A 25,560-nucleotide genomic window follows, 5' to 3' on the forward strand; every position below is an offset into this window, starting at 1 on the left:
GCGTGAAGAACTGGAACTGAAGCGCCGTGACCTGCGCCATCCACGCCGCGCCAAGCTGCGCCCGAATCGTGAACGACCCGTCGTCGTCCCGCTCGCCATGCTGGAAGGCCAGCAGGCACGCGGAGAGCCGTCCGAGGTCCCCGCCGCGCGCTTCGCGCTTGAGCGCCGTCCACTCCTCATCGAAAGCTTTTGCGCTGCACCTCGGCGTCCGCCGCGATGAGCTTCAGGACCTCCTCGCTGTACTGGTCCCCCATCGCCGGGTACTTCTCCAGCAGGTCGTCGAAGACCTTCTCCGTCGGGACGACGAGGCAGGCCTTCACGAGCTTCGTGCCGGCGGCCAGCGCGACGTCCGGGCGGGCCTTGCCTTTCGCGAGCTCCAGCACGTACCGGTCGTACTCCGCGCGTCTCGGGGGACGCACGATGACGTCCGTGTCGTCCGGGCCGAGCGACAGGATCTCCAGGCGGTCGCCGTGCTTCGTCTGCAGCTGCTCGAACTCGGCTTTGGTGATGCCGGCGATGCGCTTCTCAACAACTTCTTTTTCGTTAGTCATGCTCAACACCCCCCAAAGATAAGAAGGCCGTAACAGAAAGAGGCGCGCTTAATGCGCGCCTCTTTCTGTTGATTGGTTACACCGATTGAGAAATTAGTGAGTTTATGATTTTCCCCACCTTTCTGTTTGAGAATGCAATTGCCAGAGCACGCTCAAAATCTTCGGCACTTTCTGCTGTGGCGGCGACGCTCTCCTGATCCCCCATAAAATAGATGTGAGTTTCAAATCCGGCATCAGTGTATCGCCGCTCATCTTCTGCGCCACCATCAATGAAAATATGTACAGGATATAGCGCAATGGAGTGCGATATCAATATTATTGGCGTTCTATAGCTTAATCCAGCTGCGTACAAACTGTACCTAAATAGGAACTCCGTATCTTCTTCTCCGATTACCTTTCCGTAAAATTGCTTGTAGGCACTATTATCTAGCACATCAACCACAGCCTGAACGATTCCAGTGGTCCTTGATGCTAGAATGGATCCTTGCTCTTCAAGGATGACTTTTGGAGGTTTAACTAGCGATCTACCAATGTCCTCTGGCCACAGATCTTTCATAATTCTCCTATTCTAGAACGAAGTAGAGCGGCAAGTGGTCCGAAATGTTTGATTTGTCTGGCAGCCCACTAGAAGTCACTAGACTTGTTGTTCCGATTTTTGTAACTATTTCCAAATTACTTTCACTAAACCTTTCCATAATAGATGGACGCAACAGTACTTGATCAAAAAGATTCCAGAAGTAGTTGACATGCTCAGAGCTGCTGTAATAAATAGTTCCTGGCGGTCCCCTTGTTTCGTCTCCCATCAATCTCCACATAGGGTTATAGAACATGGCGTAGTCTTCTCCTAATACTGTTCTTCTTGCCTTTGATGCAATCGTTCTTGTCATGACAGCATGTAGAGCTCCTGCGGCTACTACACCGCTTTCAAAAGGATTCATATTTAGATCACCCACAAGTACAGTCTTGTCATTTGCCGTTCTAAACTCTGCATCCTTAATAAGTTCGTACAATCTAGTTGCAGCAATTGATTGACTCACATCACTGTAACCCATCTTTGAAGGAAAATGCGTAATAACAAGAAGAAAGCTTCCGAATACAGGTGCGTCGATTTGTTTTATGACTGTTCGCGAGTCTTCACCAACGTTCTTCACTAAAGTATGCTTAAATTTAGAGAACATATGAACTTTTTCGCAGACGAAATTTTCAGAGTAATAATACGGATCAACAGATTCTGAATTTAGCGCAATTGTTATATCGTTTGGATCCAGCGTTGATTCCGCGAGTAATAAAACGTCAATCTCTCGCTCTTTCGAAACCATTGACAGGAGTTCTATGATTGATGCCTCACCTATGTTCCAAAATAAGAACTTTATCATCGTCCCGGTACAAGCATTGCGGCCTCCAAATTCACTTACGATTTCTTTGTTTAGCTCTGCGGTGGTATTCCCTTTCTCATTGAAGGTACTGTGACGTGTCCTTCCTCGCGTACTCCCTCGTGTCCTTCCCCTAGCTCCTGCACCATGTTTCCCACTATAGTGTCGGGACTACTCTAGCTCTGCCCCATATACGCGCCCCTGGGATGCAACACACATGCAATCTGTTGTGGGGAGAACGCTACAGCGCTCTCCCCACAAATCGCGAATCTACCAAAATTCTAGCACTGAGTTGCAGTTTCTACTGCTTAAAGAGGTGAGTCGAACCGGTGCGGCATCCACTCCCACGGCAACCTATCCCGCTTGCTCTGGTTGCACGGCGGGCACGCACACACGATGTTGTTCGGTCCGTTGGTGCCGCCACGCGCGAGCGGAATGAAGTGGTCCACGTTGTATTTACCCTCCCCTTCGAGCACGAGCGGGTCCGCGCAGTAGAAGCACAGATGCGCTTGCCGTTCCAGTTGCACGGTCACGTCGCGCGGGGTGAAGTGCCCGCCGTTGACCGAGATGCGCGCACGACGGCGGGCCGACTTCGCTACGAAGACTTCAGGGTGTTGCCGGGTGTACTCGCGCTGCTTCGCTCGGTAAGTGTCGGCGTTGCGGTGGTAGCACGCACGAGCGCGCGCGCGGTTACGCTCGGGGTTCGTGGCCCGTTCACGCGCGACGTACTCGCGCATGTACTCACGACGGCACGCCTTGCACTTACCGCTCAGCCCGTACTTGTCGCCGTTCTTCACCCGGTCGAACTCGCTGAACGCCTTGACCTCCTGACATACCAAGCATGGCTTAGCAGTCACGGAGGCACCCCGTCTGGAAGCGTTCGGGCATGAACTCGTGAGGGAGCTTGTCCCCCTTGCGCTGGTTGCAGTCAGGGCATGCGAGAACAATGTTGCACGCATGGTTGCTGCCTCCTTTCGCGATGGGGATGAAGTGGTCGATCTGAAAGCGGGTGTCGAGGCGGAAGGGCGCGCGGCAGTAGTGGCACTTGCCGCCCTGACGGATGAGCCGGGCGTTCACGTCTACGTCCGTGAATGCACCAGGTGCGCCGCGCTTACGGGCGCGGGCGCGGTGGGTGCGGTTGACCTGCTCACGCCTCATCGCGGCCCTCCCACTCGTGGTTGCGGGTGCTGAGGCGTTCGCTGGCACGTTGGATGACGGCAGCGATCTGATCGGGTGGGAGGAGTTGCCCCCACACGAACTCCCAACCGTCCACCGTGAAGGCGAGCATGTTGACCAGGTTGAGCGTGGCGGAATCGAATGTGACGCGCTGGCTGATGCATTCCGCGCACAGGGCGACGGGGCTGCTGCTTTCGGAGTCAACGTAGGGCACGGCGGGCCGGGCCGGGTGGTTCGTGCACCTCCGAAGGAGGGCACCCGCTTGGGTGCCCCCGCTCACAGGAGCGCCAGTCCCGTGCCGCGCACGACGTGACCCACGACGCGCTGGAAGACGCGCGCCTGAATCTCGGGGAGACGCGAGGTGGGAGCGCCGACGCCGTTGATGTAGAAGGCGACGAGGGTGCTGCTGTGGACGGTGGCGGCGTACTCAGTGCTGCCGTGACGGTCGCTCTCGCTGAAGATGTAAGTACCGTCAGCCAGGAAGCGGGGAACGGGGTTGGGAGTAGGAACTTTGTAGGACTGCTGCGCGTAGACTGTCATTAATCCACCTCACCGTTGGGTTCCGAGAAGAGGGCGCTTGCTTCCTAGGGCGTCTGCCCTCTTTCGGTGCCCTCATTATTGCATTTCTTGACATATTATGTCAATCCTTGCAATAATCGGTGGGGTGATACGATGACCGGGATGAACGAGCAGGTACGCGCAGCGGCGAAGGCGCGCATGAAAGAACGCCAGCTGACGCAAACAGAACTCGCCAAAAAGACGGGGCTGACTCAGCCCGCCCTAGCGAAGCTCCTCAACGGCAACGTGGGTCGCGTGCCTGAGAACTGGCAACGTATTCTCGATGAACTTGGTTTGGAACTGGTCGCAATACCGAAAGAATAACGATTACTAGTAAACGAGGGCGATCAAGTGTGATCGCCCTCGTTTACTTAAATGTTTGTTCAACTAGTGCAAATTTAAAATCTTGCAGTGCTTTGTCAACCGTTTTCACCTTTCCTTTAATCCCCTCGTTAAAATTCTGGTCAATAGTCTGGAGCTTACTCAGCGCAGCAATGTTAGAAATTTCGTCACGCGCATACTCATCGAACACTCCAAAAACATCAGTTAAGCTTTCGATCGACATTTCGCACACCGCAAGGCTGTTGGTTTGAAATATTTTCCAATCCGCCCTCATATCATCGGTCACTTCGTGCCATATTAAAGTATTAGTATAACCTACACTCAACCAAGAAACTAGTTTTGCCTTCGTTTTATAGTATCTATCGCTATTATCAAGTGGGTCCCCTAAAATTTTAGCAAAGGTATCCAAGTTCTTTGAGCCCCCGGATATCATAGACCTTACGGTATTTTGGACTGTAATATACTCAAAAGCTAACATGTGAGCTTCTGTCCATACTTCCATATTTTTTTCCAAAAACTTTTCCAGACTTGCCACTCTACGAGAAGCTAAAAACTCTTGTCTGCGATCGACGGTATCAACGGCTTTTAATTCCTTAGTCAATGTATGATTCATATTTGCTAATTCACGATCAACTTGACCTTTAAGAGAAATTTGTTCTCTTGCTATTCCTTCCTGGCCTTGGCGAGCAACCCAAGCAACTCTCAATGCCACTAAGCTCGCAATCAAGCTTCCAATACCTACAACTAATGCAGCTTGAACAGGAGGCTCCATTTATTTCAAACCTTCCAACGCCTTCTTGTATCTTAAGGCCTTCGCCTCAGGCAGATCACCATTGATCTGAACAAGTATATTTCCCTTCTCGAAGGTCCACGAGAAGAAGATGGCGCTCTGTTTACCGAGGTCATCGAAGTATGCCCTCAACCGTCTCCGGTCCGCAGTGTTCTTCACTTCGAACACGCGTCCGCCCGCGTCCTCACCCAAGGAGGGGATGAGGAAGCGCGTACCGCGCTCTCCCACGTAGGGGCCAAGTCCGTAGTCTTTCGGTCCCATCTTGTAGGTCTTCCCGACCTCTAACCCGGCCTTCTTGAACGCGGCCAGTACGGCTGGTGTTGTGTAGGTACCTGCGGCCTGTGCCGTCACTGCCATGCTCAGAGTCGCCAACAAAAGTGCTCGCATATGCTTCAGGGTAAAGGGAAGCGAAACGAGTAAGGGGGGCATATTCGTGGGTTAGCATTGCCCCACGACACATAAGATGCGACATGCTCCGACATGTCGCATTCGCCGTGATGCTCCTCGGGTCCGCTTCTGCCGCCACGCTCCCTCTTGGAAGCGCCGTCGTTCCCAGCCTGGGAGAGCTTCAGACCAGCCGACGTGACACGCAAGGGCGGTACGTCTGGCAGGTGCGGCGAGTCGCGGAGAACGACGCCGTAGGCAACTTCTCCATCTACGCCGTACCTGTGCCGGGCAAGAAGTACGTGCGGGACACGGGCGTGGTCTGGAGCACACGCACGAGCACCGTGGAGAGCATCGCCGCGTTCTCCTCCGTCGCCCTAGACCTCGCGCGCTACTGCGTGAACGTCCGGTACAACCGCTACACCGAGGTACGAGACTGGCTCGAAACCAAACTCTCGACCTCGGGTAGCCTGGGCAGCGGCGTGTACGAACGTCGCTTCGGCCCCGTACGCGCGTTGCTGTCCATTCAGTACACGAACGACGACAACGTGAGCGTGACGGCCCGCTTCATCCGTACAGACTCGCCGGGCACGGCCATCTGGCCCGACTACTGCACTCTGCCCTAATCCCTCTTGGTCGCCATCTTCGGCATCTTGGAAAGAGGGTCCTTTTCGTTCCAGCGGATGTAGGAAGGTTTGAAGGAGATGTCGCGCGTCAGCGCGTCGGGACCTGCCTCGTCGCTCACGCTGCGCTTCGTGAAACGGCAGCCGATTAGCTCGTCCTTCGTGAGCTTGCTCGACCCCAGCTTCTCGTAGATGTTGACGATCTGGAAGGTTGTCTCGTAGAAGGCGGACCCGAGCATTTCCATAAGTTCGGCGAGGTCGTCCGCGTACATGACGAGGGTGCCCTCGTCGGTTCGGTACTGACCTCGGGTGGTGCCGAGCGCGATCTGTGATGCGCCCTCTACCTCACTGAACTCAACGCTGTCGCCATAAGACACAGAGCGGCACGTGTAGGTTCCGGCGGCGTCGTCACTCCCCGCCGCCGATCCTTTCTCGGTCGTCTGGATGCGGAGTGTGGTCTGCGCGTACGCGATGACTGGATTGCTAGGGTCGAACTTCACGTCGTTCCACCTCCTGTGGGCGTCGTACCAGCGGCGATGGGGGCCGCCGTCTGAGCAATGTGTGCCGGGTTGACGTACCCGACCCGAACCTGGATTTCGGTCATGTACCCGAGGGGAATCACGCCGAGGTCAAACTCGAAGCGTTTTGTTTGCAGGATCGGCTCGGTCCGGTCCACCGTGACGCGCACGCCCGACGCGTTACCCCCGAGCGCCGCGCGGACGCGTCCTGTCACGAAGGACTCGAATGCTTGCGCCTCAGTTTCGACGATCAAACCTGTTGCCGAATCCACCGGCACGTCGTCCCCGAGGTAGTCGAGTGCGGCGTCATACCCGACGCGGGCGGCCTCGTCGATCACCTCACGGGACTGCACGGCGTCGTAGTCGCTGCCGGTGGGGCTCATCAGCGGCCACGCGGCGACGTAGAAGCCTTCACGCGCGTCGAACGTCCTGAGCGCCACGAACCGCCCGGGGTCGCCCGTGAGGTTCGCGTCGTACACGAGTCCGGTGATGCCGACCAGCGCGCCGGTGCGGACACGGCTGGCGTCCTCCCCGATGGGGACCGTGACGCGCCGCGCGCTGGCCTTCCATGCGGCCGAGCGGATCTCGCTGCGCTTCGTGAGGGGGTTGTACACGAACCCACCGGCCTTCGCGACGGCGATGCGGGTGCTGCTGAACGACGCCCACTGCGTGTCCAGCGCCGCGTCGTACGCGTTCTGCGTCTCGCCCGCGTTCATGGGGCGCGCTTCGAGCAGCGCGTGCAGGTAGTAGTTGCGCGTCTCGGCGGCCTTGAGGAGCGTGTCCACCGCGGCGGCCAGCGCGGGCGTCGCCGCGCCGAGGATGTGCACGAAGCGGATGCGGGGACGCCGGTCGATCAGCGCCTGCAGCGCCGTCACGATGTCGTCGAGGGTGCTGCCGGGCGCGGTCGCCGTGAACGCGTACGTCGCGCCGACCGCGAGGGTGCCCGCGCTGAACGCGAGCGTGACGCCGCTGCCGGTGATGGGCAGCTGACCGTTGACGGGCAGGGCGCGCTCCCCGAGGTCCTGCCCGGCGATCGTGATTTGCACGGCGCCCGTGCCGTCCGTGGTGCTCGCCGCGGCGCGCGTGACGGTCACGAGGACGTCCAGAGCGTCCGTGGGGGCGCCCGTGACGGTCATGGTGCTCGTGCCCGCCCCGGTCTTCGTGACGGCGCTGACGACGCCCGCGACGCTCGTCGCGGCGCGCACGCCGATCACGGGGCTGGCCTCGGCGAGCGCGACGGCAATGGCACCCGCGAGGGGCCCGCCGACGTACTCCTCCGCGACCTGGGAAGCGCGGGTGAAGCGCGCCGCGAGATTCACGACGCCGCTGGTCGCGACGCCGATCTTGGCGTGCACTTCGGCGCCGCTGGGCGTGACGAGTCCGAGCTGACCGTCCTGGAACTGCACGTACACGCGCGGCAGGCGAGTCACGAGCGGACCTCGATGTTGCGGGTGGCCTCAACGGCCTTGTCGTAGGTCGCGCGGGTCATGTGCTGACCCGGCAGCCACTGCTCGACCTGCGCGGCAGCCGCGACGAGCCACGCGGGCGTGTTCGCGTCCCGAGCGTGCTCCTCGAACGACTGCAGCTTCGCGGTCGTGGTTCTTTCGGTGTCGTTAGCCACTGGGAGTCTCCTCTGGGGTGAGGGGCAGGATGTGGGCGTGCTGGATGATCTCGTCGATGCGGGCACGGGTGATGCCGGTGGCCCGCACGACCTGGGGGAAGCGGACGGTGAGGACGGCGCTGCGCAGCGTGAAGTCCGACCAGACTTCGTTCCCGTACCGGATGCTGCTGCGCGGCACGTCCGCGCCGGACGGGATGAGCGCTTCGAGGACGAGCAGCGCGAGCGCGCGTGCACTCTCGTACGTCGCGTCGACCCGGCAGATGAAGTCCACGAGCGTCCCCACGCTCGCGAGCGCGCCCGGCGTGGGCCGCGAGCCGGGCGGGGTGACGGCGCTGCTGACCGCCTCGAACTCGTCGTCACGGGGAATGACGATGACGTGCGGAAGCTCGAACTGCGCGTTGAGGTGCTCCGGACCGACCCGCACGACGAGCGGCGCGAGGGCCGCCGTGAGCTTCTCTGCGACGGCTTCCATCACGGCCCTCCGAAGCGCGAGCGCAGGTACCGCCGGAACGCCGCGCCAACGCGCGCTTCGTACAGGCGCGGCATGCCCCGCCGATCCGGCAGGAACGGCCGGGCGGGCAGCACGACGTCCGTGACGGGCACGACACTCCGAAGCCGCCGCGCGCGGGACGCGCTGATGAAGCGGTTCGTGCGGGGGTGATGGTGAATCGTCCAGCTCGCGCCGTACTGATGCACCCGATCGTACCCTTCCCGCTGCGCGGGGCCGCTCGTGCTGAACACGAGCGCGCGACTGTCCGCCTTCCAGCGGACGCCGCGCCGCAGCGCGCCCGTGTCCGTGAGGGTCTTGCGGCCCTCCCGCTGCGCGGCCTTGCTGGGCGCCCACGGCACCCCGTACGGATCCTCCTCACGGTCGAAGCCGCGCTCCACCAGCGGCGCGATGGTCGCGCCCGCGATGTTGTGCAGGTCCGCGAGGGTCTGCGGTCTCGTGAGGAGACGCAGCTGCCGTTCGATGGTCGTGAAGAGGTTTGCGGCCATCACAGACCCCACCGGGCAATCGGGATGCCCGGCTCGTAGAAGTCCTCGTCCGGTTCCGGCACGGTCGTGCCGGGCGTCACGTCGGGCAGGCTGAACGGCGGCAGCACCGTCCCCTCGGGGATGACCGCGTCAAACGCGCGGCCCTGCGCGAGCCACGCGCCGACAATCTCGTTCGGGTCGCGGCGCGTCTCGCTCGTGCCGTCCACGCTGCGGGTCCGCCACAGCTGCGGATTCCCGAGGTACAACCGTGCGGCGGTGAAGTGCGGACGGTAGTACACCGCGCCGTCCGGGCTCTCGACCGCGTCGAGCTGCAGGGCCGCGTCGAGCTCCTCGTCCGTGAGGCTGAACTGCGGCCACGCCTCGACCTGATTGGTGCCGGGCAGGCCGTTCTGAACCTGCGGCAGGTCCCGCGTCCAGAACCGCACCCACGCCCGCGCGAAGCTGTCGTCGTCCGGGCTGATCGGGCTGAGGTCCGCCCCATCGTACGAGCGCGTCACGCGAGGGCCTTACTGCGCCGCGCGGATCGCGGCGAGCGTCTTGTCGGCGATGCCGTCGAGATCCTTGAGCTGCTGGTCGCTCGCCTCACGCACCTTCTCGTACGTGGTGATCTTCGCCTTCGCGAGGACGTTGTAGCCGGGGAAGTCCGTGGGCAGCTCGCCCGTCTTCCCGGAGGGCTGGGACGCCTGCCCGCCCTGCCCCGTGGCAGGCGTGGGGCTCGCGGGGTTGCTCTCCCCGGCGTTCTGCGCGGGGGCGCCGTTCTGCGTGCCGCCGGGGCTGTTGTCGTTCCCGTCCGTGCGCGCGCCCTGCACCTGGTCCTCCTCCTCGGGCGTCTCCTGCGCGGGCGCGGGGCCGAGGTCCTTACCGTTCGGATCGACGAGGCGGTCACCTCGAATGAACTTCGTCTGCTGCATGATTCACCTCACCAGTCCCGATTCGTGGGGTCGACGTACACGTTGCCGCCGAAGTACGCGACAGCGATGCTGCTGCGGTTCCGGAAGCCGAACCCGAACTCCGCGCCGAGGTAGTCGGACTGCAGCGGGAACGTCGCGATCTGCCCGATGAGCCGCAGACCCTGATCGGCGACGTCGTCGGGCACGCGCAGACCCAGCGGGGGCGTCGCGGCGGCCGTGTCGAGCGCGTAGCCGTACCCGTCGAACACCCACGGCTTGATCCAGATGTCCGCGCCACGGTACCGGCCGATCTGCCGGTTGCCGGTGTTGCGGGTGTTCAGGGGCGCCGTGGCGATGGTGTCGTTCACGCTCACGCGGATGTTGGTGTCCACGGTGGGCGCGAAGCCAGGCAGGGCGCGCGCGGCGGCCTCCTGCGCGGGCGCGAGGTGCACCTCGATCGCGGCGTTGTCCGTGTGCTCCGCGACGTTGTCGATCAGCGCGTCCAGTGCCGAAGCGGTGAAGCCCGCGAAGGCCATGTAGTGTGAGTGCGTCCCGGCGAACTCCCGCATGTTCGGGCTCATGGGCGGCACGGTGTTGTCCCCGTTGTACGCCGCGACGATCTTGAGGACCTTGCGGTCCACGAGGAAGTCCTCGAAGTCGTAGTTGACGGGGCTGAAGATGCGGTCTCGAATCTCCCGCACGAGCGTCTTGCGGTGCGCGGCCTGCGCGTTCTCCAGTGCCGCCGCGACGTCCGCGCCGGTCCGCTTGCGCAGGAAGTCCGCGGTGAAGCCGTTCGCGAACTGGTACCGCCGCAGGGGGAACGCGACGTCCCCGGCGCGGTGCGTGATCTGCGTGCGCGCGCGGCCGTACTCGTCCACCTCGACCATCTCACCCGTGAGGCTCATGCGGGTCGAGTCGACCCCCGTGCGGTCGTCCACTCGAGCGGCGAACGTGCCGACCATCGCGTCCGCGCGGCGGTTGTGCGCGGCGAGTTCCGTATCGACGATGCGGTTCACGGCGGCGGGGTCGAGCTGCATGACGGTCCGGTCCCGCTGGTTCTTGAGCCAGTCGAGGTCGTGCGTGCCGGTCGGGCCGAGACGACGAGGCGTGGCCGCGATGAGCAGCGACGTCGCGAGGAACAGGAATTTGCTGCGCACGATCACACCAGCCTTCCGATGCGGACGACCATCAGGTCGTGCTTGCTGACGGCGAGGAACGCGCCCTGCGCGTCGTTCGCGGTGGCGGCGTCGCTGATGGTGCCGGGTGCGGCGCCGAGGTAGTACGGGTTGCCGATGACGAGGTCACCTTCGTCGCGCGCGTGGAAGCGCTGGCCGATGCCGTGCGCGGTGATGGCCTGGTTCGCCATGCCGGCCGTGCGGGGCGCGACGCCGATGAAGCGGCCCTGACCGCTCGCGCGGTACAGCTTGCCGTTCGCGCGGAGCTCCATGGGCTGATTCACGTCGATGGGCTCACCGGTCTTGCTGCCGGTGTGCTGCGTGGCAAAGTGCGCGGTGGTCGTGTCGTGACCACCGGCCATGCCGGGCTTGAACTCGGGCATGCTGCGTTCCTCCTGAGGGTGGGGTTACGTCTACATCTGGTAGAGGCCGCTCTCGGCCTTCCGCTTGTCGACCTCGTCCACGTTCGCCGGGCGAGGCTTCCCGCCACCCGCGCCGCCGAGCGGTACGCCCGTACCGCTGTCCGTGCGGGTGTCCTGCTGCTGCTCGTCCCCGTTGCTGGCTTCCAGCTTCAGGACGGGCAGGAACTTCTTCCACCGTTCCTCCGCGAACGCGTCGGCGTCGGTGGTCTTCCCGTCAGCGCCCTTGACGCTGACCTGCGTGACCTTCTGGTCACCCTTGGTGACCTCCTGCACGTCCCACGTCAGGCCACCCGCGAGGGTGTCGAGTTCCGCGAACGTCTCCGGGTCCCAGTTCATCGCCTTCGCGACCTTGTCGAGCTGAGCGCGCTTCTCGACCCCGGCGAGCTTGTCGAGGGCGACCCTGCCGTCCTCGACGTTCTTCTTGACGTCCTCGGGTTTCCCGAGCGCCTGGTACGCCTCCCACGCTGCCGCCTGCTCCTTCGTGAGGACGACGCTGCCGTCCGGGAGCTTCGACTTCTCCACGTCGGCGGTGAGGGTGCGGATCTTCTCGCGGTACCCGTGCGCCTCGTCGAGGAGCTTGTCGATGACGGCCTTGAAGTCGCCGTTGTGACGGTCGAGGAGTCGCTGTGCGGCGGCGCCCTTGTCGCCTTCGCCTTCACCGCGAAGAGGCGCGCGGCCCGCGAGGGCGCGCGTGAGGTGATGCAGACTGCCAAAGGTCTTCATGTCTGTTCCTCCCTGGGAACGCGAAGCGCCCGGACCTTGCCGAGCGCGGGTGAGGGGTCTGCGGGGCTTACACCGGCCTTGCCGGACGCCCAGGATTCGAGTCACGCCCGGACCTTGCCGGGCGGGAGCTCACATCACGTACTCGACGTCCGCCGCGCGGTCCGCCTCAGCGAGGCGCGCGCGGGCGTCCTCGAAGGGGTACAGGCTGAGGTCCGCGACGTGGACGCTCTCCACGACGTGCGCGTGCGCGTACCAGCTCGCGAGGAACTCCGGCCAGGTGTACACGAGGACGTCGTCCTCGCTGCTGTCGCTCACCTCGACGGTGTCCGCCGCGAGGTTCGGGAGTTTCACGGCGACGGCGTGCCAGTTGTTCGCCACGCGGCGACTCGGGACGCTGAGCAACAGGTACGCATGCCCAGGCTCGTCATGCGCGAACATCTCGCGGTACGTGTCCCAGAACGCGCGGGGCGTGGCGTCCGTGAAGTCCCCGTGGTTCGCGAACACCGGCATGGTGAACAGGCCGAGCTTCGTCATGCGCGTCCGCATGCGCGCCTCGCTGATGTCCCCGACATGCGCGAGGACACCCTCGTCGCCCGTAATGGCGTACAGCGCGTGGTAGATGCACCCGAACCGCTCAGCTTGCTTCCGGTGCCACAGCGTCATCCGATCCCTCCTCCGTCTGGAAGTCCATGTGCCCGACCGGGTAGAAGTACTTCTCCAACAGCCGCAGCTGCCCGTCCAGCTCGGGCGGCAGGACCCGCAGGACACCGAGGCGATGCAGCGTCTTCGCGATGGGCCGCGACAGGCGCAGCAGCGCGTCCCTCTCCGTTCGGAGCGCGTCCCGCTCGCGTCGTAGTCGCTCGAACGTCGCGAGCGGCATCGTCACGGTGATGTCGTCCTCCATGGGTCCTCCCGTTCTTTCAGGCCTGAAAGATTCACCCCCGCCGACTGGCGGGGGTGTGCTCACGTCTCGTTGTCGTTGCGGTGGCGTTCGTGCTCCTCGGGGTCATCCCGCGAGTACGGCCCGATCCGCTCGGGTCGGTCGGGATCCACGAGGGGCGTCACGCGGACGTCCTCGCTGTCGCGCGCCTCGTCCTCGTCACGTTCACGCAGGTACCTGAGGAACTTCTCCCGGTCAGCCACGGTGCACCTCCCCTCACCTTACGTCCGGCCAGGCGGACGCGTTTCACAGGCCCGCCGGGCGGTCGCCGTACAGCCGCTCGAACGCCGCGAGCGCCGCGTCCCGCTCGTCGATGCCGAACCACTGCCCGAGGTACACCTGCGAGCGTTCCTTCCGGGCGCGCAGCGCGTCCTTCGTGCCGTGGATGGGGATGATCTCGTGCTCCGTGAAGTACCCCGTGACGAAGCCGCTGTCATCGACGAGCTGATCCGACAGGGTCTCGCTGAAGCGCAGGTCCGCTTCGAACATCGCCCCGCCGAGCGTCTCGGAGCGGCCGTACTTCAGACCCGCCTCGCGCTTCAGGCTCCAGCTGCTCGCCTCCTCTCCTCGGATGACCACGTGCGTGTCCGTCTCCGAGAACCACGCGCGCAGCACGTCCTCGGCGTATACGCGGCCCTTGACGCCTCGGTAGCTGGTGAAGGCCTGCGGGACGGGAATGCCGAGTTCACGCGCGAGGCGCTCCCAGCGTTCCCTGCGGCTCGCGAGCATGTCCTCGATGAGCCGCGCGGTGTTCGTGGTGGGTGCCGCGCGGTCGAGCAGCAGTTGCCGCGCCGCGGCGAACACGCGACCGTGCAGCAGGTCTCGGCCGTACTCGCCGCTCCACACGCGGGTGAAGATGCCGACCTCGTCCTGCAGGCGACGATCCTGGTAGTACGCCTCGAACTTCGCTTCCAGCGCGCGTTCGTCGTACATGAGGCCGCGTAGGTCCTGCACGTGCCGCTGCACTGCCGGATCGTCGAAGCGAAGGGGCGGCGGGGTGTCTCCCCTGCCGCCCGCGCCGCTCCCGCCACCACCGCCACCGCTGCCTCCTCCATTGCCATCACCTCCTCCGGTCGGTGGTTCGACCGTGCTGCCATCACCTCGCGCGGCCTGCGGGACGGGCGCGCCCTCGTCGAGCCGGATGAACTTCAGGATGTGCCCGCACCACGCGCGTTCACTCCACGGGAGTTTCTCGTCACCGGGTCCGAAGACCTCGATGCCCGCGATGACGAAGGGCTCCTCGATGGGGAGCACGCGACCTTCGAGTCGGCTGTGCGCGCGCGGCTCCTCCGCGCTGCGGATGCGGATGAACTGCTTGTGCGTCGCGCCGTGATACGCGGCGCTCACGCGGGTACCGCTGCGCACCGCGTCCTGCACGAGCACCTGCGCGGCAAGCCGAGCGTACGGACTCGTGAACGCCTCGGAGTGGCTCGCGAGGACGTCCTGCGCGCGCTGCGCGACGAGCGCCGCACGACGACGCGCGAGCGTCGCGCCGACCGTCAGGACATCCGTCGGCACCTCGCGGCCCCCGCCGAACGCCTGGTGCTGCGCGCGGGCGCCCACCTCGAAGCTCTCGAAGTGCCCGAGACGCGCGCGGCGTTCCAGCGCCGCGAAGAGGTCGCCCGCGTCGTCGCCTTCACGGAGGCGGCGGGAGAGCTGCGTGAGTAGCCGCGTGAAGTCCACCGAGACGCCCGAACGGAGGCGATCCACGTCGCCCGGGAGGTCGTCGAAGCTCACGCATCACCGCCTCCCCCTCCCACGCCGCCCGTGCCGCCGGGCCGGTTGTCGTTCCCGAGGAGGTCGTCAAGCAGCTTGCGCCGCGCCTGCTCCGTCGGGTCCGTCTGCCGCTCCTTGAGGGCCTGCTCTTCCTTCGCGGCGTCCGGCACGCCGGGCGTGCTCTCCAGCAGCGTCGTGAGGGTCAGGGCTCCCGCCTGCCACATCTGCAGCTTCACGCGGAGCTCTTCGAGGTTCACGGCGTCCACGTCGAGGAACACCTTCGGCACGAACGTCACGGCCCGGTACGTCTCAGTCTGACCGAGCATCTGCGCGGCGAGCATCAGGGCCGCGCGCAGCGCCCACGCGATGAACAGGCCCATGTCCTGCCCCGCGAACGCGACGCGGCGGTCGAACGGCTTGCGGGACTGCCGTTTGCTCTCCCCGCTGACCTGGGAGTCCATCTCCTGCGTCCACTGCTGGTCGAGCTTCTCCAGAATGCTCGACACCCACTTCTTGATGCTGGGCACGTGGAACTCCTCGGGGTTCAGCGGGTCGAGGACCTCCCACGTCGGCGTGTGCCGCGATGGCTTGCTGTTCGGGTCCTGCTTGACCGCGTCGATGGGCAGGCCGCGCAGGTTGAGTGCCACACCCGGCCCCATCGGGAAGGGTACGGGTTTGCCCGCGCGGTCGCGCGGCTGCTCGGCGTTGCTGACGATGAACTGCCGGTACCCGGTCTGATCGTCGTTCATCGCCATGTACGTCACGACGCAGTTCAGACGGTCCTGCGCGTGCCGCACGCTCTTCGTGATGGCGGTGCCGCCGTCACGGTCCATGTGCCACATCAAGTACTCCGCGCGGCGCAGCGCCGTGTCCGTCTGCGCGTTCGCGAAGGGGTTGACGGCGCCACGGAGGAGCTCCAGCTTGCCTCTGTCGAGCTGCCGGAACGTCAGCACCTGACGGGGCAGGTGCACCTCGACGAGGGTGACGGCGCGGCCTTCGAGGGTGCTTTCGTAGCGGTACCAGTACCCGAGGACGCGTTTGTGCGGGTCCACGAGGGGGCCGCCTTCGCGCGGGTCGATCGCCTGGACGTGCACGAGCGCGAGGGCGTCCGCGAGGGTCGTGGGCTTCGTGCGGGGGTTCGCGAGGACGTCCGCGTACTCTTCAGGCACGTACGCGCGGCCCAGCATGCGGCCCGCCCAGAACCGCGCGCGCGCCGCGTCCTTCGCGGTGCCGGTGAGGTCCGTGAAGTCCGCCCAGTCCGCCATGACCTTCACGAGCTCGTTCTCAGGGGGGAGGTTCGTGCCTTCCTGCACGGCGTCCCACTCGGGCGGCTTCGCGAACTGCGCGTCCACCTCACGCGCGAGTGCCGGGCCGATCTGGTCGTCCATCACGAGGAGCGGCAGGGCCGTGACGATGTCGTCGTTCGCAGGACGGCGGCCCTTCCAGTTCTCGCCGTGCTCGCCGAGTTGATTCTCGTGCGCGTACGCGTAGAGCTCGTCGAGTTCCGGGTCGTGCTCCGCGACAGCCGCTGTGAGGGTGTCGCGCGTGCCGACCGGCATGTTCGGCAATTCCGCGAGGGCGAGTCCGGCGGTGACGGTGATGGTGCCGGACACAGCCGGAAAGACTTGCGGTTTGGTGCGGGCCATACTCCCTCCTTTCAGCTGACGTTGCTGAGGACGACGCTGCCTTCCTCCTCGTCCGGCTCGTACCCTCGGAATGGCTCGAACAGCGAGTACATCACCGCGTCACCCTTGTCGGGCGAGCGGCGCAACCTGGGCTTGATGACGTCCTTCGACTCCACGAGGAGCTTGTCCCCGCGTGGTTCCCACCCGGCGGCAGTGAGGTCCGCGAGGAGCTCCTCGTCCGGCGGGAGGGCCAGGTCGAGACCCGTGGCGGGATCGAGCGCTTCGCGCAGGCGCCAGTACAGCTCACTGCGGACGTTCGCGAAGCCGAAGCGGCCGTTGGCGGTGCGGGCGTCGCTTTTCGCGCCGCCGTTGATGCCCCAGGTGTTGGGGTGCACGCCGCGCACGTGATCGTAGGGGCTGGTGCCGACCCCGACGACGTCGATGTTGGCGTCCGTGCTGGGCCCGAGGAGCGGCGCCAAGAGGCCCTGCACGGCGGGCCCGTCCTTCGTGACGCTACCGGGGAAGGTCAGGAGGCGGGACCAGTACGTGCCCCACCTCGGCGCGAACACCGTCTTGTCCTTCCCGCCACGCGCGATGTCCACGCCGACCGCGCTGGGCCAGCCGCCCGGCTGCGTGCGCGCCGACCACCGCGCGAAGGCCGCGCGCACCCACTCCGCAGGTATGACGCGCAGCGCGCCGTCGGAGAGGTCCACGAAGCGGCCGTAGATCTCCTGATCGACGAGGTCCTGCCCGCCGAGCTGCCGCATCTCAGCTTCGAGCGCGGCGATGCTCGCACGACGGATGAACGGCGTGTCGTAGCTGCTGAACGTCCGCCCGTAGTAGCCGTCCTGTCCGCTGATGGCGCGCTGGTACAGCTCGTCGAACAGGTCCCCGCGGCGTTTCGGCACGCCGAACGCGTAGAGTTCGCTGTCCGGGTAGTCGAGGAGCATCGGCAGCACGGAGTTCTTGTAGAGGTACTCGCCGTTCGGTCCTTCGAGGATGATGCCGGCCTCGTTCAGGAGGATCTTCTTGTACCCGAAGCCCTCCCAGTTCTCGGGGTTGTCCGCCGAGCGGAAGTCGATGAAGCCGCCGCCGGGGAAGTGCAGGGTCTTCTCGACGACGTTCCACGTGTGCGGCACGCGGTGCGACTTCAGCACCGGCAGCGCGTACCTCTCGACGTACTTGCGGATGTTCGTGTTGACCGTGTCGCCCCACAGGACGGGGATGCCCTCAAGGCCCCACTCGAGCGCGGCCTGCATCCCGCCGCGCGTGAACCCCGCGCGGCGGCCCTTCGGGTACACGAAGTACTTGCCGGGTGGGTGGTCGAAGAACGCGTGACTCTGCGCGAGGCTGTACGTGAGGTTGAGCGCGACGGTGCTCACGCGTCGTCCTCGCTGGGGCCGACGACGCGCCGCACGATCTCCACGCGCAGGGAGCCGCCGTCGCCGCCCAGGTCGACCTTGTCCGTGAAGAGCTTGTGGTGCTTCCCGACGAGCTCCAGCGCGCGGACCGTGTCGTGCAGCTCGAACTCGACGGTGCCGTCCTTGCTCTTCTTGATCTTCTTGATGAGGCCGAGCTGCTTGAGGTACTTCACGCGTTTCCAGTCGATGTCGACTTCGCTGATGACGTCCTGCACGCGGATGAAGGAGGTGCCGTCGCTGGTGCGGGCGACGTTGTCCGCGCCGAAGTGCCCGTCGAGGTCGTACACGTCGAGGTCGGTGGGGTGCAGGCCGCGGCTCTTCGCGAGCTCAATCACACCGTCGTGTTCCAGCGCGGGCACCCAGTACGTGCGGGCGGTGGGGCTGACGACGAGGAAGTTCGTCATGTCCGCCTTCGCGATACGGCCGAGCCGCACGAGCGCCTCACCGGGGCCCATGACGTGTTGAGACAGCAGCTGCGAGATGACGGCGCTGATATCCTCCCGGCGGCGCAGACGGTACCCTTCGCGGTGATCGGCGTACCCAGCGTCACGCGCGGCCTCCGCGTCGTTCATGCTTTCGAGCCAGCACTCGACGAACTTCCGGTGTTTCGGCTTGAGGCCTTCGAGCGTGTACGTGTGCGGCGTGGGGGCGTTGGGTTCGTCGGGCATGGCTCACCTCCTTCTTTCAGGCCTGAAATTTCTCAGGGTCAGTTCTGCTTCATGTTGGCGCTGTCACTACGAGGCATGGTTGAACGTCGCGGTTACCTTGATAGGGATCCGCTGATTGGGTGCTGGTGGAGCTACTTCTGCTCAGTCAACTTCATAATGGTGAATGGAGCGGAACCTTCCTCAAGGCTGTTAAGGTCGTCCAAGTGCCAGTGGTGAGCGTCCTGCACGCCTTCGAGAGTGAGGCCCAGCAGCAGCCGGGCGAGCGAGCGTAGGCCTGCGTTGTTGGCTTGCAGGTACACCTCGCCCTCTTCAACGCGCACGGCGATTTGGAACCCGTCGTCCCATCTGGCTTTCAGTCCATCTCCAGGTGTGTAGTCGGGTACATCGAGGATGAGCTTCGGCATGTTGGAAGTGTAGGCGTGAACGTTGGCCCTCTACAGGCGGCAATCTCCACCTCAACACGTTCTAGGCGCGCAGGGAGCGGCCCGCGCCGGGCGCGACGAGTTGACGCAGCAGGTCCCACGCGTACGCCGCGCCGATGCTGCCGGGCGCCCACGTGTCGAGGCAGGCGCTGACGATGCGTTCGAACTCGCGGGTGTCGAGCCGCTCGCCTTCCCAGCGTTCGTGCGCGTTGATGAGGTCCTGCACGGTCAACGTCGGGTGACGCGGTTCAGTCCGAGCTGCCACAGGTAGTGCGCCTCCTCGTCCTCAATGGGGTAGTAGCCGAGGGTGTCACGGACGTGCTGCCGGAGTTCCTCGGCGATACGGGCCTGTTCGCGCGCGGAGAGGAATTCTCCGCGGAGGGTGGGTGTGGTGCTCGGTGCGCGGCGGGCGCGTCTCGCCTGGCGTTTCTGCCGTTTCTTGCTCACGGCGACCTCCCGGCATGACGAAGGGCGCCCTTGTGGGGGCGCCCTTGTGGGACTTCGCGGAACTTACCAGAATGCTAGCAGGATGTTGCGGTTTAATCCATATGAGGTGGTTAATGCCTTGGATAGATCCATCGTACGAGGTCAGGCTATGCAGTGAACAGCGACCATGCAAACGTCCCCCTCGGGTGTACCGAGAGGGACTCCTGACTCCTCAAGCCGCTGAGACTGAGGGGTCCTTTTTGATCGCCCAGCCACTGACCTTCAAGCTGCACGCGCAAGCGGTGACCCACTCAGGATCCTTCGCTTTGGTCCGCTCACGCGCGTATTCACGAAGTACAAGCTTCTCGCACAACCAAGCCCGACCGGTGGGTGGGGCACCCAGCATCCCATTAGTCGTGGCGAGTTGCAGCGCGATGGCGCGCGCCTCAGTTTGATCGGTGCCGAAGTGGAGCTCGTGATGTACGTCACGCCGGAACTTGAAATGCCCGAGGTCGTCGTCAGGAAGACAGTCAACCGTGAACAGACCGGCGAGGTCCACGCCCACGCGAACCTCCGGGTCGAGCTCGCGGTTAGCGCTGTGTTCAGCGGCGATCTGAACCAGTTTTTCCTGTCGCCCCGGAATCAGGTACACAGATGCTCGCTCCTCAAAGTTGCCCTGCCTGTCGATGAATAGGAGGTCAAAGACGACCTCAGGGTCAGTCTGCTCGACGATGGTTCGTCGACGCGAGAGTCGAAGGACAAGAGTCGGATCCGTCATTCGTCCTCGTCTTCTCCTTCGAGCGCCTCTTCAAGAGCCGCCCGCACACCTCGGCTTTCCTCGACAGCAAGTCGTTCCTGGAGGAGTTCACGGACGCCTTGCTCCTTCAGGTGCCGCTTGAGGCCATACACAGCGCCTTCTCGCACGAGTGAGGACTCCGTCTGCTGCAGCAACGGCGTCAGGACGGCCACGACTTCCCGAGACGTCGTGATCAAGCCCGCAGACTCAGCTGCGAAGCTGAGCATGGCTTCACGGAGTTCGCCAACCCGGATGAGGTCTAACAGGAAGCCCGGCTTGGTGTAGGCCATGTGGGTAAACAGGTCCTCACATGGTTTGCCCCACTTGGAGTTGGCGACGTACTCCTGAACCATGGCGCGCTTCTCCTCTCGTACCTTCTGAAAAATCTCGTCAAGGTTCGCGCTTGGGAACGACGGTGTGGAGTAAGCCTGATGTCGCATTGCCACGGTTGCCGTTTCGACGGTCGCCGGTTCCTTCTGGAACCCACCCCACGAGGCCTTCTCGGGCCGCGGGAGGGTTTCGTACCGCTGATGGACGAGGCCACGTCGCACACGGAACGGTGCGAACTCGGTTTCAGCATGCCGTAGCGCTTGCAGATTTCCGGACATCATGACCTCTCTCTCAAAAATTCTTCGGTGAGCGCGTTGCAGAACGTCTGGTAGATGCGCTCATGGGCGATTTCGAGCCAGACCAATAGATCATCGATCGGTGCCTCAATAGGTGAGACAGGATCCAGGATGTGTTGGAGGTCTAGGGAGATGAACGCAGGCGAGTCGTCCTCGTCCTGCACGGGGTATGCGAGGGAAAGCGTGTGGTCCCCCTCGGGGAACCGATACGTGTTTTCCTTCTGCGTTCCGATGGCGGCAAGCACACCGGGGATTGGGGGCATCACGGGGAGGAGCCACTCCCTCACCACATGCGCTTCACCGCCTTCCACCCACGGAATGCGGTTTCGGAAGGTCAGGTTGAAGTATGTGTATCTCTCGATACCAGCGGCCTCGTGGAGAGGATGCAGGAGCATCCGTAGCTCAGCTAGGACTTCACTCCACCCTGGGTAGGCGCCGTTGATGACGTAGCCGGTGGCACGAGGGGAGAACCAGAAGATTCGGTCTTCCGCGTCGGTGAGGAAGCGAAATTCGGGCTCGTGCGGATTTCTCTCTTCCAGCGGAATTTCCTCGTTCTGCACGTCGACGTCTTGTCCAGACCTGACGGTCACGTTGAGCCGCTGGTAGTTTCGACGCTGACCCTTCGTGAAGCGGTCGGTGATCTCCTGGCGTTGGCCAAGCACGGAGTACACCTGCTCAGATGTCGCCGTCCCCTCGTAATGAAGGGTGAACGAGACCTCGGAGAGGGTGTCCTCGCGGAGTCGGGGATGTATGGCAGGTTCAGTCATTGAAAGTTATCCACAGGGGGGAGAAAAAGAACGCTCGGGAGCTCGGAATGGAGACGGGAAACACGCGGCCCGAAGCCGCACTTCTCGCTGCACTCGTCACTCCCGGCGCTTAACCGTCTAGGACGGCGTTTGCTGGCCCTCACTCTTGGAGGTGCCCCCTGAGTCCTCTTTAATGTACCGTATATCCGCGGGCCTCGGCACCGACTCTTGGCGTAGTCAGAGCTACCGCATTGGCCGCTCCTTTACAGTCGAAGCGTGCGCTCTGAGTGGCGCGCGAAGCGGTTCACCACACGACACGCCGGGCAGCGCGCCCAGTCCTGCCGGTCCGGGTCCTGCCGCACCTCGGACCGGCAGCCGCACGCGGCGCACACGAACGACAGCCACCACGGCCCGAGGAACACCTGCCGGGCCCGCCACTCGCGACACACGACGACCTGCGCCGTCACTCGTCCTCCCCAGCACGGCGGCGCGCGAGGGCATCCTCGAAGTCCTGGAGAATGCCACGCGGCATGTAGTGGAGCGCCAGGTCGAGCTCCTCGCACTTCGCGAGGTAGGCCGCCGCGAGGTCACGGACGTGGCTCAGCGGGGCGAACGTCAGCACCCGACGCCCCTCAAGGGCGTTCTCCTGCATGCCACGCTCGGCAGTCTCGCGGAGTGCCCGCGCGCGCTCCGGCGTCATGGCCTCTTCGCTCACGTGCCGCTCCTCTCACCCGCAGGCAGGGGCTTCAGCACACCCGCCGGGACGATGTGCAGCGTGCCATCGTCGAAGCGCACGCGCACGTTCCCGACGCTGCCCGGCCTCGGCACCGTCAGCACCTCGCAGGGCTCGCCGCGCCGCTCGTCCAGGCCCTTCCCGACGCGCGCACGATACGCGTAGCGCTCGCCCACCGTCAGCCACCGATACCTTTGTCCACTCATCCCTCTCCCCCTTCGCGCGGCGTGACCCGCGCGAGCTCCTCGACCGGCACGTCCTCCTCGTACCGCACCGGCTTCACGGTGCTGGCCTGGAACACGTGCAGGTCCACCTTGAAGCCCGGCAGATTCCGGTCGAACGTCGGTCCTTCCGTGACGATCGCGAGCTCACCTCCGTACAGCACGAGGCAGCCGCGCTTCAGGTCGTTGTCGATCAGCATCCCTTTCCCCCTGTCCTCAGCAGGCCTTGCAGCACCGTGAGGTGCCCGTCCGCGTTGCGGTCACCGAGGCGCACCGCGAGCGTCAGGACGGCCACGCCGTACCGCGCGGTACGCTCCCGAGGGAACGCCCAGCCGCCACCCTCACGCAGCAGCGTCGCCGGGCTGGTCTCCGCACGGACGCGTTCGAGCATCCGGCCGAGCTGCGCGAGCTCCGGCAGACCCGATTCGGTCATGTCGCTCACGCCGCGCGCAATCTCCTGCGCGGTGAGCCGCCCGAGCTGGTGGTGCGGCACCACCACGTACGAGAGGGTGTTCGTGAAGCCCACCCCGCTCGACGCGGCACTGCCCCATGAGCCCGTCCCCACGACGCGGAAGCGGGCGCCGTCCGGGTTGCCGCTGCTGTACCTCGCGGCGTCCACGGTGATCGTCTCCCACTTCCTGAGAGCCTGGTACCACTCCTCCGCGTACGCGCGAGCGTCCGCGACGACGACACGGGGCGTGACCTCCGAACCACGAGGTGCGACGCGCCTCCTACAAGGCAGGTCAGGCATTGTCACCTCCCCCTACTCGGCAGATCTTCCTCGCCAACGTGAATGGAGCGGCTAGCATGACGGAACACATGGACACTATCGGCGAGACGTTCGCAAGTCCCAGCTTCTGGGTTGTCACAGTCCTGTTCGGCGCTGTTCTCTCAATCGCTGCAAACCTTGTGACAGACGCCCTGAAGAACGCGTACGCGCGCCGTAGCCAGCAGCAGCGCCAGCGACGACTGACAGAGTTACGCGACGATCTCGCAGCGACAATCCGGCTCAAATCGGACCCCATGCGTTTCCAGGGGGTCATCGGTCGCCAGATCCTTTTAGTGATTGCGATGTTCGCGCTCGGCGGTGCTGCGGGTGCGCTCGGCAGCCTGCCTCTGTTCGGCCTTCTAGATTTCGTGACCTCAGGCCTTTCCGCGTTCGGGTACATCACGGCGATCACCTTCGCCTTCAAGGCCGTCACAATCATCAACGACGTTCTCGACTTCGACGAGTACGAGACGCGCACCAAGCAGCAGATCCAACGCCTCGAAACCCCGTAGGCGCAACTCGCCTCTACCATCACGCGCTCCTCCGGGAAGGCCGCGCGCCCGTTAGCTGGTTGAGGTGCACTTCGAACCACGTGCGGACGTTGTCGCGCCGCAGCTGCAGGCGTGTCTTGCAGTCCCAGCACTTCGAGGGCGACCCGTCCGACTGGGACGGCGTCACCTTGATCTCGGCGGCGCAGCGAGGGCAGAGCAGGATGATGTTCAGGGACGGTGTTCTCATGACGTGACCTCCTGCGGGCGAGCAGCGAACGCGGTGCCTTCGTCGAGCTCGACGAAGCACGCGGCGTGAAAGGACGTGAGGGGCTTCTCGATGCCGCCGTGCGGGTACCCAACGGGTAGGCGGCCACGACCGGGCGGCGGGGCGGGCGGGTCATGCGCGACCCACCCGAACGCGCACGACCCGAGGTACGCGTCCTCCCGCGTCCAGTGCCGGCACGCGCCGCACTGACCGTCCGGCACGACCGGGAGGACGGGAAGGGTCGTCACGCGCGCTCCTCGTTGCGGTCTCGAAAGGAGATTGAGGCGTACGCAATGAAACGCAGCTGTGAGAGCGTCACGGGACCCTCCTGCGTGTGGAAAAGTTTGTGTAAATCGGACTCAAACGGCAGGCTGCAACGCGCAGACTGTGACCAACAGAAGGGCTCTCCACGCTCTCCGCGCTCCTGCGCTCGACATCCCTTGCATCAGTGATCCCCGGAGCGCCGTCATGACACACGACATCGCTGCCCAATATCAGCAGGAGCTCCTTCACCTCCTGGAAGTCCCACGTGCGGACCTCCAGGTGTTCGGGCAGACAGAGACGTTCATCTCGTGCGTCTGTACACCGGTCGGACCTACGTTGGGGACACTGATGCTGTTGGCGCGCGAGAACGTCTCCTCTTCGGGCCTGCTGCCGCTCTCGATGCTGGGTGAGGACCTCCGCATGCTCTGCCGGACAGCGCGCGAGGAGCGTCACGTGATCGGCCCGTGCTGCTGCGACCCTGACCAGTCCTGACGTCATGACGCACGCTCCTCGTACCGGAGCGCCGCGACGTAGGCCTGTGCGAACGCGAGGGCCAGGTCGTCGCGGTACCGCTCGATCTGACCTGACGCGATCATCCACACCTCAAAAGCGCCCTTGTCCCGCTCTCGCCCCGTAGTGAAGCCGCAGCGCCAGCCTCGCCCATGCGCTGCCTGCGTGACCGCGCCGATCACCAGCCACTCGCTGCCCGGCAGGAACACCCGCCACCCATCGTCCAGACGGAACGTGTACGAGTCCGCCCCGGCGACCGCGTACGGCTGCCCCGCGCGCTCCTCCAGCACCGTTCCCTTCGCGACGACGTGAAAGCGCTCCGGGTCGCGCTGCGCGAGTTCCGGCCAGAGGGCGAGCAGTTCGGCATTGTTCGGCGTGGTCATGCTCGCCGCTCGCTTTCTGCGCTGTGGCACTCATGAGGTTCCGTGCGTTGTGGGCAGGAAAGAGCTATTGTTAATGCAGCCTTAATCTTGAGGTGCGCTGCACCTTGACGCCCGCACGACCGGAGCTCCAAATGCACGAGACACCCGCCACGCGACACGCTCGCGAAATCCTGACCCTGTTCGACGTCCCACGCGCCGCCGTGAAGCGCTTTGGCCTCAGCGCGACCTTCAGGAATGTGGTGCGCCAAGCCAAAGAGCCCACCATGGGCGACCTCATCACGCTGACCCTGAGGCACGTTCCAGCCGCCGATTTCCTGCCCATCTCGATGCTGGTGGAGGATCTCAATGACCTGCGCGCCCTCGCGCAGATGTCGACCGCGAACGACGACTGACGGT

The 25,560-nt window shown here is 64.2% G+C and carries 44 protein-coding genes; 5 read left to right on the plus strand and 39 right to left on the minus strand.

Annotation, left to right across the window (positions count from 1 at the left end):
• Window positions 1-176 precede the first annotated feature (176 nt).
• From DEIPI_RS0100765 to DEIPI_RS0100785, 7 genes are all read right to left on the minus strand, one after another.
• Window positions 177-551: a hypothetical protein gene (locus tag DEIPI_RS0100765; RefSeq protein WP_027480522.1), complete on the minus strand. Its 375-nt coding sequence runs from the start codon at window positions 549-551 to the stop codon at window positions 177-179.
• A gap of 76 nt (window positions 552-627) precedes the next feature.
• The gene (locus DEIPI_RS37135; RefSeq protein WP_157463360.1) at window positions 628-1,107 is read right to left on the minus strand and encodes a hypothetical protein; all 480 of its coding nucleotides are present in this window, start codon (window positions 1,105-1,107) and stop codon (window positions 628-630) included.
• A 7-nt stretch (window positions 1,108-1,114) separates the two neighbouring features.
• Window positions 1,115-1,927, minus strand: coding sequence for an endonuclease/exonuclease/phosphatase family protein (locus DEIPI_RS37140; RefSeq protein WP_342667491.1), 813 nt, complete (start codon window positions 1,925-1,927; stop codon window positions 1,115-1,117).
• Between the two features lie 305 nt (window positions 1,928-2,232).
• Window positions 2,233-2,781 (minus strand): HNH endonuclease, encoded by a 549-nt coding sequence (locus DEIPI_RS35165; protein ID WP_169736995.1) that lies wholly within the window; start codon window positions 2,779-2,781, stop codon window positions 2,233-2,235.
• The gene (locus DEIPI_RS27420) at window positions 2,771-3,082 is read right to left on the minus strand and encodes an HNH endonuclease (protein ID WP_045233352.1); all 312 of its coding nucleotides are present in this window, start codon (window positions 3,080-3,082) and stop codon (window positions 2,771-2,773) included. The genes DEIPI_RS35165 and DEIPI_RS27420 overlap by 11 nt, the downstream gene beginning before the upstream one ends.
• A complete protein-coding gene (locus tag DEIPI_RS40810) occupies window positions 3,072-3,212 on the minus strand; it encodes a hypothetical protein (protein WP_157463362.1) in 141 nt (46 codons plus the stop codon). The genes DEIPI_RS27420 and DEIPI_RS40810 overlap by 11 nt, the downstream gene beginning before the upstream one ends.
• A gap of 164 nt (window positions 3,213-3,376) precedes the next feature.
• Window positions 3,377-3,640 (minus strand): hypothetical protein, encoded by a 264-nt coding sequence (locus DEIPI_RS0100785; RefSeq protein ID WP_027480524.1) that lies wholly within the window; start codon window positions 3,638-3,640, stop codon window positions 3,377-3,379.
• 141 nt (window positions 3,641-3,781) lie between these two features.
• On the opposite strand from DEIPI_RS0100785, the gene DEIPI_RS36305 reads away from it, so the two are divergent.
• Window positions 3,782-3,982, plus strand: a complete 201-nt coding sequence (locus DEIPI_RS36305) for a helix-turn-helix domain-containing protein (protein ID WP_245588482.1) — start codon at window positions 3,782-3,784, stop codon at window positions 3,980-3,982.
• A 43-nt stretch (window positions 3,983-4,025) separates the two neighbouring features.
• Here the strand turns inward: DEIPI_RS36305 and DEIPI_RS37150 are convergent, their stop codons facing one another.
• Entirely contained in the window at window positions 4,026-4,772 is a 747-nt protein-coding gene (locus DEIPI_RS37150) for a hypothetical protein (protein WP_157463363.1), read from the minus strand.
• Window positions 4,773-5,177, minus strand: a complete 405-nt coding sequence (locus tag DEIPI_RS0100790; RefSeq protein ID WP_052351554.1) for a hypothetical protein — start codon at window positions 5,175-5,177, stop codon at window positions 4,773-4,775.
• An 83-nt stretch (window positions 5,178-5,260) separates the two neighbouring features.
• Between DEIPI_RS0100790 and DEIPI_RS0100795 the strand changes: the two genes are divergently transcribed.
• Window positions 5,261-5,800 carry a hypothetical protein gene (locus DEIPI_RS0100795; RefSeq protein WP_157463365.1) on the plus strand — a complete coding sequence of 180 codons (540 nt, stop codon included), beginning with the start codon at window positions 5,261-5,263 and terminating at the stop codon, window positions 5,798-5,800.
• Here DEIPI_RS0100795 and DEIPI_RS0100800 read toward each other — a convergent pair.
• The 27 genes from DEIPI_RS0100800 to DEIPI_RS27445 all read right to left on the minus strand — a co-directional run bounded on the left by DEIPI_RS0100800 (window position 5,797) and on the right by DEIPI_RS27445 (window position 23,101).
• Complete coding sequence (locus tag DEIPI_RS0100800; protein ID WP_027480527.1) at window positions 5,797-6,297, minus strand: hypothetical protein; 501 nt, start codon at window positions 6,295-6,297, stop codon at window positions 5,797-5,799. The genes DEIPI_RS0100795 and DEIPI_RS0100800 overlap by 4 nt on opposite strands.
• The gene (locus DEIPI_RS0100805) at window positions 6,294-7,745 is read right to left on the minus strand and encodes a DUF2586 family protein (RefSeq protein WP_027480528.1); all 1,452 of its coding nucleotides are present in this window, start codon (window positions 7,743-7,745) and stop codon (window positions 6,294-6,296) included. The genes DEIPI_RS0100800 and DEIPI_RS0100805 overlap by 4 nt, the downstream gene beginning before the upstream one ends.
• Window positions 7,742-7,936 (minus strand): hypothetical protein, encoded by a 195-nt coding sequence (locus DEIPI_RS0100810; protein WP_027480529.1) that lies wholly within the window; start codon window positions 7,934-7,936, stop codon window positions 7,742-7,744. Before DEIPI_RS0100810 ends, DEIPI_RS0100805 begins: the two co-directional genes overlap by 4 nt.
• Window positions 7,929-8,408, minus strand: coding sequence for a hypothetical protein (locus DEIPI_RS0100815; RefSeq protein ID WP_027480530.1), 480 nt, complete (start codon window positions 8,406-8,408; stop codon window positions 7,929-7,931). Before DEIPI_RS0100815 ends, DEIPI_RS0100810 begins: the two co-directional genes overlap by 8 nt.
• Window positions 8,408-8,932: a phage virion morphogenesis family protein gene (locus tag DEIPI_RS35170; RefSeq protein ID WP_027480531.1), complete on the minus strand. Its 525-nt coding sequence runs from the start codon at window positions 8,930-8,932 to the stop codon at window positions 8,408-8,410. The genes DEIPI_RS0100815 and DEIPI_RS35170 overlap by 1 nt, the downstream gene beginning before the upstream one ends.
• Window positions 8,932-9,429: a hypothetical protein gene (locus DEIPI_RS35175; protein ID WP_027480532.1), complete on the minus strand. Its 498-nt coding sequence runs from the start codon at window positions 9,427-9,429 to the stop codon at window positions 8,932-8,934. The genes DEIPI_RS35170 and DEIPI_RS35175 overlap by 1 nt, the downstream gene beginning before the upstream one ends.
• Window positions 9,430-9,438: 9 nt before the next feature.
• Window positions 9,439-9,843, minus strand: a complete 405-nt coding sequence (locus DEIPI_RS0100830; RefSeq protein WP_027480533.1) for a hypothetical protein — start codon at window positions 9,841-9,843, stop codon at window positions 9,439-9,441.
• Window positions 9,844-9,851: 8 nt separating this feature from the next.
• Window positions 9,852-10,979 (minus strand): hypothetical protein, encoded by a 1,128-nt coding sequence (locus DEIPI_RS0100835; RefSeq protein WP_157463366.1) that lies wholly within the window; start codon window positions 10,977-10,979, stop codon window positions 9,852-9,854.
• 2 nt (window positions 10,980-10,981) lie between these two features.
• Window positions 10,982-11,380, minus strand: a complete 399-nt coding sequence (locus tag DEIPI_RS0100840; protein WP_027480535.1) for a hypothetical protein — start codon at window positions 11,378-11,380, stop codon at window positions 10,982-10,984.
• Between the two features lie 30 nt (window positions 11,381-11,410).
• Window positions 11,411-12,142, minus strand: a complete 732-nt coding sequence (locus DEIPI_RS0100845; RefSeq protein WP_027480536.1) for a UBA domain-containing protein — start codon at window positions 12,140-12,142, stop codon at window positions 11,411-11,413.
• A gap of 129 nt (window positions 12,143-12,271) precedes the next feature.
• The gene (locus tag DEIPI_RS0100850) at window positions 12,272-12,805 is read right to left on the minus strand and encodes a hypothetical protein (protein WP_027480537.1); all 534 of its coding nucleotides are present in this window, start codon (window positions 12,803-12,805) and stop codon (window positions 12,272-12,274) included.
• Window positions 12,777-13,046, minus strand: a complete 270-nt coding sequence (locus tag DEIPI_RS0100855; RefSeq protein WP_027480538.1) for a hypothetical protein — start codon at window positions 13,044-13,046, stop codon at window positions 12,777-12,779. Before DEIPI_RS0100855 ends, DEIPI_RS0100850 begins: the two co-directional genes overlap by 29 nt.
• A gap of 59 nt (window positions 13,047-13,105) precedes the next feature.
• Complete coding sequence (locus tag DEIPI_RS0100860) at window positions 13,106-13,285, minus strand: hypothetical protein (RefSeq protein ID WP_027480539.1); 180 nt, start codon at window positions 13,283-13,285, stop codon at window positions 13,106-13,108.
• A gap of 43 nt (window positions 13,286-13,328) precedes the next feature.
• Complete coding sequence (locus DEIPI_RS40815; protein WP_027480540.1) at window positions 13,329-14,819, minus strand: hypothetical protein; 1,491 nt, start codon at window positions 14,817-14,819, stop codon at window positions 13,329-13,331.
• Window positions 14,816-16,444, minus strand: a complete 1,629-nt coding sequence (locus tag DEIPI_RS0100870) for a hypothetical protein (RefSeq protein WP_027480541.1) — start codon at window positions 16,442-16,444, stop codon at window positions 14,816-14,818. The genes DEIPI_RS40815 and DEIPI_RS0100870 overlap by 4 nt, the downstream gene beginning before the upstream one ends.
• Window positions 16,445-16,455: 11 nt before the next feature.
• On the minus strand, window positions 16,456-17,805 hold the full coding sequence (locus tag DEIPI_RS27435) for a hypothetical protein (RefSeq protein ID WP_045233353.1): 1,350 nt from the start codon (window positions 17,803-17,805) through the stop codon (window positions 16,456-16,458).
• Window positions 17,802-18,512 carry a terminase small subunit gene (locus DEIPI_RS0100880; RefSeq protein ID WP_027480542.1) on the minus strand — a complete coding sequence of 237 codons (711 nt, stop codon included), beginning with the start codon at window positions 18,510-18,512 and terminating at the stop codon, window positions 17,802-17,804. The genes DEIPI_RS27435 and DEIPI_RS0100880 overlap by 4 nt, the downstream gene beginning before the upstream one ends.
• Window positions 18,513-18,643: 131 nt before the next feature.
• Window positions 18,644-18,916 (minus strand): Imm32 family immunity protein, encoded by a 273-nt coding sequence (locus DEIPI_RS0100885; protein WP_027480543.1) that lies wholly within the window; start codon window positions 18,914-18,916, stop codon window positions 18,644-18,646.
• Window positions 18,917-18,977: 61 nt separating this feature from the next.
• Complete coding sequence (locus DEIPI_RS0100890; protein ID WP_045233354.1) at window positions 18,978-19,160, minus strand: hypothetical protein; 183 nt, start codon at window positions 19,158-19,160, stop codon at window positions 18,978-18,980.
• 2 nt (window positions 19,161-19,162) lie between these two features.
• On the minus strand, window positions 19,163-19,381 hold the full coding sequence (locus tag DEIPI_RS0100895; RefSeq protein WP_027480545.1) for a hypothetical protein: 219 nt from the start codon (window positions 19,379-19,381) through the stop codon (window positions 19,163-19,165).
• A 211-nt stretch (window positions 19,382-19,592) separates the two neighbouring features.
• On the minus strand, window positions 19,593-20,138 hold the full coding sequence (locus DEIPI_RS27440) for a hypothetical protein (RefSeq protein ID WP_045233355.1): 546 nt from the start codon (window positions 20,136-20,138) through the stop codon (window positions 19,593-19,595).
• On the minus strand, window positions 20,135-20,767 hold the full coding sequence (locus tag DEIPI_RS0100905; RefSeq protein ID WP_157463368.1) for a HEAT repeat domain-containing protein: 633 nt from the start codon (window positions 20,765-20,767) through the stop codon (window positions 20,135-20,137). The genes DEIPI_RS27440 and DEIPI_RS0100905 overlap by 4 nt, the downstream gene beginning before the upstream one ends.
• Window positions 20,764-21,549: a TIGR04255 family protein gene (locus tag DEIPI_RS0100910; RefSeq protein WP_027480548.1), complete on the minus strand. Its 786-nt coding sequence runs from the start codon at window positions 21,547-21,549 to the stop codon at window positions 20,764-20,766. Before DEIPI_RS0100910 ends, DEIPI_RS0100905 begins: the two co-directional genes overlap by 4 nt.
• A gap of 442 nt (window positions 21,550-21,991) precedes the next feature.
• Entirely contained in the window at window positions 21,992-22,243 is a 252-nt protein-coding gene (locus tag DEIPI_RS0100920) for a hypothetical protein (protein WP_027480550.1), read from the minus strand.
• Window positions 22,240-22,467 (minus strand): hypothetical protein, encoded by a 228-nt coding sequence (locus tag DEIPI_RS0100925; protein ID WP_157463369.1) that lies wholly within the window; start codon window positions 22,465-22,467, stop codon window positions 22,240-22,242. The genes DEIPI_RS0100920 and DEIPI_RS0100925 overlap by 4 nt, the downstream gene beginning before the upstream one ends.
• Window positions 22,464-22,682, minus strand: coding sequence for a hypothetical protein (locus DEIPI_RS0100930; RefSeq protein WP_027480552.1), 219 nt, complete (start codon window positions 22,680-22,682; stop codon window positions 22,464-22,466). Before DEIPI_RS0100930 ends, DEIPI_RS0100925 begins: the two co-directional genes overlap by 4 nt.
• Window positions 22,676-23,101: a hypothetical protein gene (locus tag DEIPI_RS27445; protein WP_045233357.1), complete on the minus strand. Its 426-nt coding sequence runs from the start codon at window positions 23,099-23,101 to the stop codon at window positions 22,676-22,678. Before DEIPI_RS27445 ends, DEIPI_RS0100930 begins: the two co-directional genes overlap by 7 nt.
• 200 nt (window positions 23,102-23,301) lie before the next feature.
• On the opposite strand from DEIPI_RS27445, the gene DEIPI_RS0100940 reads away from it, so the two are divergent.
• Complete coding sequence (locus tag DEIPI_RS0100940) at window positions 23,302-23,763, plus strand: hypothetical protein (protein ID WP_027480554.1); 462 nt, start codon at window positions 23,302-23,304, stop codon at window positions 23,761-23,763.
• Window positions 23,764-23,782: 19 nt separating this feature from the next.
• Here DEIPI_RS0100940 and DEIPI_RS37160 read toward each other — a convergent pair whose 3' ends face one another.
• Complete coding sequence (locus DEIPI_RS37160; protein WP_157463370.1) at window positions 23,783-23,989, minus strand: hypothetical protein; 207 nt, start codon at window positions 23,987-23,989, stop codon at window positions 23,783-23,785.
• On the minus strand, window positions 23,986-24,255 hold the full coding sequence (locus tag DEIPI_RS0100950; protein ID WP_027480555.1) for a hypothetical protein: 270 nt from the start codon (window positions 24,253-24,255) through the stop codon (window positions 23,986-23,988). The genes DEIPI_RS37160 and DEIPI_RS0100950 overlap by 4 nt, the downstream gene beginning before the upstream one ends.
• Before the next feature lie 220 nt (window positions 24,256-24,475).
• Between DEIPI_RS0100950 and DEIPI_RS40820 the strand changes: the two genes are divergently transcribed.
• Window positions 24,476-24,763, plus strand: coding sequence for a hypothetical protein (locus DEIPI_RS40820; RefSeq protein ID WP_027480556.1), 288 nt, complete (start codon window positions 24,476-24,478; stop codon window positions 24,761-24,763).
• A gap of 2 nt (window positions 24,764-24,765) precedes the next feature.
• Here DEIPI_RS40820 and DEIPI_RS35180 read toward each other — a convergent pair whose 3' ends face one another.
• On the minus strand, window positions 24,766-25,164 hold the full coding sequence (locus tag DEIPI_RS35180; protein ID WP_027480557.1) for a hypothetical protein: 399 nt from the start codon (window positions 25,162-25,164) through the stop codon (window positions 24,766-24,768).
• A 131-nt stretch (window positions 25,165-25,295) separates the two neighbouring features.
• On the opposite strand from DEIPI_RS35180, the gene DEIPI_RS0100965 reads away from it, so the two are divergent.
• A complete protein-coding gene (locus DEIPI_RS0100965; RefSeq protein WP_027480558.1) occupies window positions 25,296-25,556 on the plus strand; it encodes a hypothetical protein in 261 nt (86 codons plus the stop codon).
• The last annotated feature ends 4 nt before the right edge of the window (window positions 25,557-25,560 follow it).

Source organism: Deinococcus pimensis DSM 21231, from assembly GCF_000519345.1.
Classification (GTDB): Bacteria; Deinococcota; Deinococci; order Deinococcales; family Deinococcaceae; genus Deinococcus_A; species Deinococcus_A pimensis.